7 protein-coding genes are annotated in these 6,000 nt (G+C 65.8%); 4 read left to right on the plus strand and 3 right to left on the minus strand.

The genetic code is table 11. The features are described 5' to 3' along the window. The first annotated feature begins 249 nt into the window (after nt 1–249). Nucleotides 250–861: a hypothetical protein gene (locus Ate02nite_RS27080; protein WP_203810366.1), complete on the plus strand. Its 612-nt coding sequence runs from the start codon at nt 250–252 to the stop codon at nt 859–861. Nucleotides 862–1,052: 191 nt separating this feature from the next. On the opposite strand, the gene Ate02nite_RS27085 is transcribed toward Ate02nite_RS27080, so the two are convergent. Further along, nucleotides 1,053–1,529 (minus strand): hypothetical protein, encoded by a 477-nt coding sequence (locus tag Ate02nite_RS27085; RefSeq protein ID WP_203810368.1) that lies wholly within the window; start codon nt 1,527–1,529, stop codon nt 1,053–1,055. A gap of 409 nt (nt 1,530–1,938) precedes the next feature. Between Ate02nite_RS27085 and Ate02nite_RS27090 the strand changes: the two genes are divergently transcribed. Beyond that, nucleotides 1,939–2,427, plus strand: a complete 489-nt coding sequence (locus Ate02nite_RS27090) for a hypothetical protein (protein WP_203810370.1) — start codon at nt 1,939–1,941, stop codon at nt 2,425–2,427. Nucleotides 2,428–2,864: 437 nt separating this feature from the next. Further along, entirely contained in the window at nt 2,865–3,665 is an 801-nt protein-coding gene (locus Ate02nite_RS27095) for an XRE family transcriptional regulator (protein ID WP_203810372.1), read from the plus strand. Between the two features lie 150 nt (nt 3,666–3,815). On the opposite strand, the gene Ate02nite_RS27100 is transcribed toward Ate02nite_RS27095, so the two are convergent. After that, complete coding sequence (locus tag Ate02nite_RS27100; protein WP_203810374.1) at nt 3,816–4,313, minus strand: NUDIX domain-containing protein; 498 nt, start codon at nt 4,311–4,313, stop codon at nt 3,816–3,818. A gap of 531 nt (nt 4,314–4,844) precedes the next feature. On the opposite strand from Ate02nite_RS27100, the gene Ate02nite_RS27105 reads away from it, so the two are divergent. Beyond that, on the plus strand, nt 4,845–5,516 hold the full coding sequence (locus tag Ate02nite_RS27105; protein WP_203810376.1) for a hypothetical protein: 672 nt from the start codon (nt 4,845–4,847) through the stop codon (nt 5,514–5,516). A gap of 102 nt (nt 5,517–5,618) precedes the next feature. Here the strand turns inward: Ate02nite_RS27105 and Ate02nite_RS27110 are convergent, their stop codons facing one another. After that, entirely contained in the window at nt 5,619–5,840 is a 222-nt protein-coding gene (locus Ate02nite_RS27110; RefSeq protein WP_203810378.1) for a hypothetical protein, read from the minus strand. Nucleotides 5,841–6,000: the final 160 nt, after the last annotated feature.

The following is a 6,000-nucleotide window of genomic DNA, read 5'->3' on the forward strand; positions in this document are numbered from 1 at the left end:
GAACTTCGCAAGATCAACGTGACAGTGCACGGAATGCCCGGCTTACCACCGCTTCGCGGAGGGGTCTGACATCTTGCGGGACGGTGATCCAGCGAGTGGACGACGGCGTCAGGCATCCGGATCTGCCGCTGACCGAGCGCGGAGCTTGCCATGGGCCATAGCGCTCCGTGCCCCTGCTACGTGGCCGCTCTCGCACCGCGATACCGTCCCGGCGTGCATCGATCTCTATCAAGCCTATGCGTGGTAGCAATGCTGGTCGTCCTGGTCGGGTGCGCCACCCATCAGCAACCCGGTGTTCCGCCAGTGTCCGCTTCGCCTGTTTCGACGGTCTACTACTCCGCGCTGAGCGGCGAATGCCCCACTCTCGACTCTCCGGAGGCCAAGCGATTCACCGGCTCCAGGAAGGGGCGTCTGGTTCCCAGCCCGCCGCAGCAGGAGGCCTACCAATGGATCAACTGCAGTTGGCGCCTGCCGTCGGGAGCCCTCTGGGTCACCCTGCTCATCAAGATTTATCGGGATGGCTTCGCTCCGACCCAGACCGCTCACGGCAACGCCGAGATCGACGTCACCAACAGTGCCGCCACCGATGCAGCCCGGGTGAAAACAGATAAATCTGGTGCGTTCCGGGCCATCGAACGAACGACGCCTTCGGGACGAGCCGCCATGAGCGCAGATGGCACCGCCGATTCTCTAGTACAGACCACCGCCGTCGGAAACGTCTCGGTCACCGTGATGCTGTTCAAGTCGGCGACTCCTGGGGCGAACGCGAGCGCACGCGCCGACGCGTTGATAGCGCAGCTGGCCACCATCGCGGATGCCATGACAGCTGAGATTGCCGGGCAGCTCGTGGCTCAGCGGTAGCCGAGCCAGCCGACGTCATCCCGAGACAGCTCATCGGCCGAACGTACGGGCCATGCACATTGACTGGCTGTCCAATCGGGGTCCTGAACTTCAACCCACCACAGCAAATAGGCGGTCACACCAGACGAATATCGGGCTTGGCCGAAATCCTGATCTGCCGCTGGTCGTGAGCGATGGCCAGCGATGGTCCGTCACACCGGGTAGACGCGGTACTGCAGCTGTTCGTCGTACCGGAGACCGGTGACTGCCGTGATGATCGACCAGAGGAAGTCCTCGTCTGGGCCCCAGGACGGCAGGGCAATCTCGGCCTCGACCGGCAGCGGTGTTCCTTCGTCCTCGACGGCCACACCGTCGGCGTAGACGTAGTGCCGGGTGCGTTCGCCCTGCGTGAACAGCGTGAAGCCGTATGTGCTCGAAACGCTGCTGAAGAAGACCACCAAAGCGTTGGCCGGGTCGGTCGGCTCCCAGCCCATGACCACATCCATCATCGGGTTCCAGACCTGCACCCAGCCATCCGACTCGGCGGCATAGAGGGCGTCGGGCTTGAGGGCGCTTGTGGCCTGGTCGGCTCCGACCAGTTCGCCGCTGAAATCTGTGATGGCGAGGTCGTCCACAGCCTCGTCCGCCGTCACGTCCTGACGGAAAAGCACCGAGGTGTTCCAACCCATGATCAAAACCTTTCCTTGTACGGCGGGGCCGCCGCCCATTGTTCAGGGCGGTCCGGTCAGGACAACGTGGGAGGGCGCCGCGAATTGCTCGCTGCGGGCGCCGCATCAGGTCAGCGAGATCGCTGGACGTACTCGCATCGTGGCGAAGCTGTCGTCGTTCGCGACTTCGACGGCGTGGTGGGATCGCGGTACGCGATCGCGATGGTGAGCCATCTCGAATCTGCACCAGTTCGACGCCGGCGCGGACGGCGATCGACTCGGCCACCCTCCCGGCGGCATCGGTGTCAATAATGAACCACTGTGCCGCGTCGATGATCAGCGCCGCAGACCACCCTGATCCTTCGCCATCGACCAGAGCCGTACAGGAGGAGAGGTTCAGAGATTGGCACCGGGATACGACCATGAGCGTGTGAGCGGGGACGACTTCAGACCGCGGCAAGCGTTGCTGGTGCTGGCCGGCTTCTGGACGGTTGGCGTTGTGTTGCTGGTGGCGTCGCTGTTCGGCTCAGTCGGCTTGGACCGGTTTCGGCAGGCTCCCACCTGCTCGAACAGTCTGGTGTTCACCACGGCGTATTGCCGGATCACGGTCGACGCGACGTTGATTGCGCTGACGCGCGAAGAGATCGTGATGGATGTCGGCGCCCGCCGGGTTGCGATCGATTCGTATCTCCACGGACCGTTACCCGATGACGTAGCGGGCCGTCCGGTACGAGTGACGTTCTACCGGGGCGTTGTCGTTCACGTCGAGGGCGGCGACCTGAACTTCGACACGGTAGCCGCACCCATCGACAGGACCGACGAGCTCCGATTTGCCGGCTTGTTCTTTCTGATCGGCGGTACGTTTCTGGTCGGGATCGACACGCTGCGCCGGTCAGCCCGCCGCGCCGACTCCCCATAACGCACCCGCCCCGTCGGCGTTGCGGCATGACATCGTCTCCAGCGGCGGCCTCTCCCTGCCGCAGGACGCTCGCTCCACGGCGCTACATCCCGCGCAGGTGCCCAAGGCGCGCGGTGGGCAGCCGGGCCGAGCGAGACTTGCGGACGTGCTGCTCTCATCGGACCTTTGCGAACGAGGTAGATGATCGGTCCATGGACGGGGAAGAACTCAGCACGCGAGGTGGAATGTGGCTCGTCGGCCGCGAAGACACATTTTGGGATTACTTCCCCGGCCCTGAACACCACGCGACCTGGCCGTTTGCCAGGCTTCGTGGGCCCCGCAGGCGCCATTCGGACATGCCGCGAACCGCTCGCTACCCGGCGCCGCGCGCCGCGCGCGCCGCAGCCGTGCCGATCGGCGTAGGTGCAACCGCCGTTCGCGCTCTGTACGGTGCGCCTGTGGACGAGCTGCCGGCCTTTCGTGAGCTGTTGATGCGGCTGGCTGAGGTGCGCGATCTGGATCGAGAAACGATGGCCCGCCAAGCGCGTTTGCCGGAAGCTGAAATCACCTCAGTGCTCAATGGCGCCGAACCGAGCCCGGACCTTCTGCGTAGCCTGGCACCGGTCCTCGGCCTTCACCGCAGCGACCTGTTCGTGATAGCGGGCCAGCCGGTACCCGATGATCTTGCCCCACGGGACGCGAGTGCGCGTCACGAGATCAGAGACCTGGCATGGCCGTTGACGTTCCTGCCGCGCGCCGTCCCCGAGCTGTATGAACTCGTCCGGTCACTGCCGACGCTGCCTCACCCCAGCGGGCCGACAGAACCGGCACCGCTCTATCGCACCGATCCGAACACCCCCGGCGGACTGATACTGCGGCTACTACTCAACCGCAATCTCGACCGGACGGCGACCGCCTACTATCTCTACGGCATCGGCGGCGGTCCGATGCTGTCGACTTCGACGATCTACCTGATCGGCGAAGGCCGGAAGGCCCTGACGCCCGACCTCCTAACCAGCCTCAGCGCCATCCTCGACGTCAGCAGAAGTGATCTGGGAGCGCTCGCCGGCATGGATCTGTCTACGGCCGTTGTCCGGGTTCATCGGCACTCCGATGAAGCCGCCGAACTAGTCTGGCGTGCCCGCCGGCTCACCGCCGAACAGTTGCGCTCGGTCGTTGACCGCGCGCACGAAATCCGCCATGAACGGGCCGGAGAACTCGAACCCCGACACCGATGTCACTGCACCGGACGCACATAAGGCGGCCGCGGCCACTTAGCGTAACTCTCGCGTCGAGCCCCGGAAGTCGGATCCGAGAGCGCGGTAGCTTGTCCAGCCGCGAGTCACGGACCAGCCAGTGCGCGGCATCGAGTCACCTTGCCGTTGTGTGTGGACGCCGATTCCCTGCAGTTAAGGGCTGACTCCATGTACCGGGTGGCCGTCCTCCAGATAGCGCACCCGTTTTGCCTTCCAAGCGGCGCGTACACGCCGTCGGACTGGTCCGCTGAGCAACGGCAGCGCCGCTTCTATCGGCAGGATCTGGCTTTCGGCGATCTCGACCGGCTGAATGACCACCGTGTCCAAGACGGCTTCGTCGAAGACGCCGCAGTCGAAAAGGAAGCGCATACCACCCGGACGGTCAGGGCGTGGGCGGAGGAAGTCAACGCACTTGAGCCGCCCCGTGGTGACGTCGAGGCCGCACTCCTCCCTGGTTTCGCGGCGACACGCATCCCAGGGTGACTCGCCGATCTCGACAATCCCACCCGGGATCGTCCAGCCGCTCTTGTACGTCGGCTTCAGGATGAGCAATCGGCCCTTGCGGCCACGTATAAGAGCCCCGGCCGAGGCCGGGATGGTCGGGAGTGCGAACGTCAGCTCAGGTAGATCACCGGGGTCGACGTCGCTCATGGAGAGCATGCTAGATCTGGCGCCGGTTACTCATCCAGCACTTGAAGACGACGCGTGATGGGCGCATCTCATTTGCCGCGAGTGCTGCGCGTGAGGCAGGGCATTGCTGTCACAGTGCGTGACGGCAGCGGCGATGCCGAGGCTTGCTGTCGTGCCGGTGTCCGATGCTCGGCGGCTCGACGTCGTGGTCGAGTCGAGCGGTTACCCGTCCGATGGCCCGGTCGTCGTGCTGGCTCTATGAGATGCTCGGATGCTCGCGAAGTGGGACGGACGGATCAGCACGACGACGCTCGATCGTGCAGATCGCAGCCCCAGCCATCGGCCTGGGCGTGGGGACGTCGGCCAGCCCCGTGGCCGGCATCGGCGCCGACCTTAACAGCGGCACGGGTGTCGTGTCGTCGACGACGGACCGCAGGTCGGCGGTGCCGCCGTGGTCCGCGGCAGCCGAGCGAGCAGGACGGCGAGTGGGAGCTCGGTAGGCGCCGCGGCAACGTTCCTGGGCGGCGCAGCCGGACCGTAGGATGGCACGCTGTGCATTTCTACGCCACCGTCTTCCTGCCGTCGACGCCCCCAGCCGACATCGCGGCCACCCTCGCTGCGGCGCTCGCCCCGTACGACCGCGACAACTACACCCGCGGCCTGTACGACCCTTCGGCTACCTGGGACCGCTGGGAACCGGCCCGCGACGCCGCCGCGTTCCCGCTGCTCCAGCGCGGCCTCGACCGCCTGCGCCCCGGCCGCAGGCGGGTTGCCTTCGCGGCCCCCAAGGCAGCGATCGACTTCGCGGCCGAGCGGGACCGCGCGGTGCAGCACGCAGCCGGCGAGTTCGACGCGTGGGCGAAACTGACCGCGGCCCACCCCGGCACCCGACCCATGCCGGACTTCGACAGCCAGGGTGAATGGCTGGCCCAGCCCGCAGTCCAGGCAGTCGCCACCGCAGCAGCGACCCAGCGCCACCCCTACTTCACGTTCTCGTTCCTGCTCGCCGACCCGGTCGCCACCCTCGCCGACGGCCGCCACGCCCACGTAGCCCGCGCCGCCGCCCAAGCCTTGTCCACCTACGTCTACATCACCCTCACCGGCGACTGGCTCAGCGAGGAGACCGGCAACCGCGGCGCCGACCAGCACGCTCTAGCCCTGAGCTCCTACCTCGCATCGGTCGCACCCGACACGATCCTGGCCCGGGTGCGCTGTCACGCCTGATCAGCGAAGACGCACCCAGGGCGACCGGCCGGCACGTCCGTGAGAAACCTCTGCCGGCAGACGCCCAGGCGCTGCGGGTGCCGACAATGTCATGCGTGCTGGTCAAGGGGCTTGACCGGCGCGCGGCGGCCAGATGGTCGAGTAGATGCCGTCAGAGTCGTAGTTCGTATGCCGTGAGATGTCGATGAAGACCGGGCCGTACTTGGACACGATCCGCCAGTGCTCAAACTGGTCCAGCTCGAAGTCGGCGTATCTGGCCAGCAGGCGGCACATTATGCCTAGTTCGTCATCGCTTAACGGCTCAAGCGGTTCGTCGACAGCCATCCGTTAATGATGACGTATTGCGGACAGCACCAATCCGCGGGATGAACTGCAAATAGCTCGGCCGGACTTCGGCGCGCATCCTCTTCCGCCGCTCTCATCGAACACCAGCCTGCGTGGCAGTCACTTTTCCGTGCCCGTCGGTTGGCGAAGGCATCCCTTT

The organism is Paractinoplanes tereljensis (assembly GCF_016862435.1).
GTDB classification, from domain to species: Bacteria; Actinomycetota; Actinomycetes; order Mycobacteriales; family Micromonosporaceae; genus Actinoplanes; species Actinoplanes tereljensis.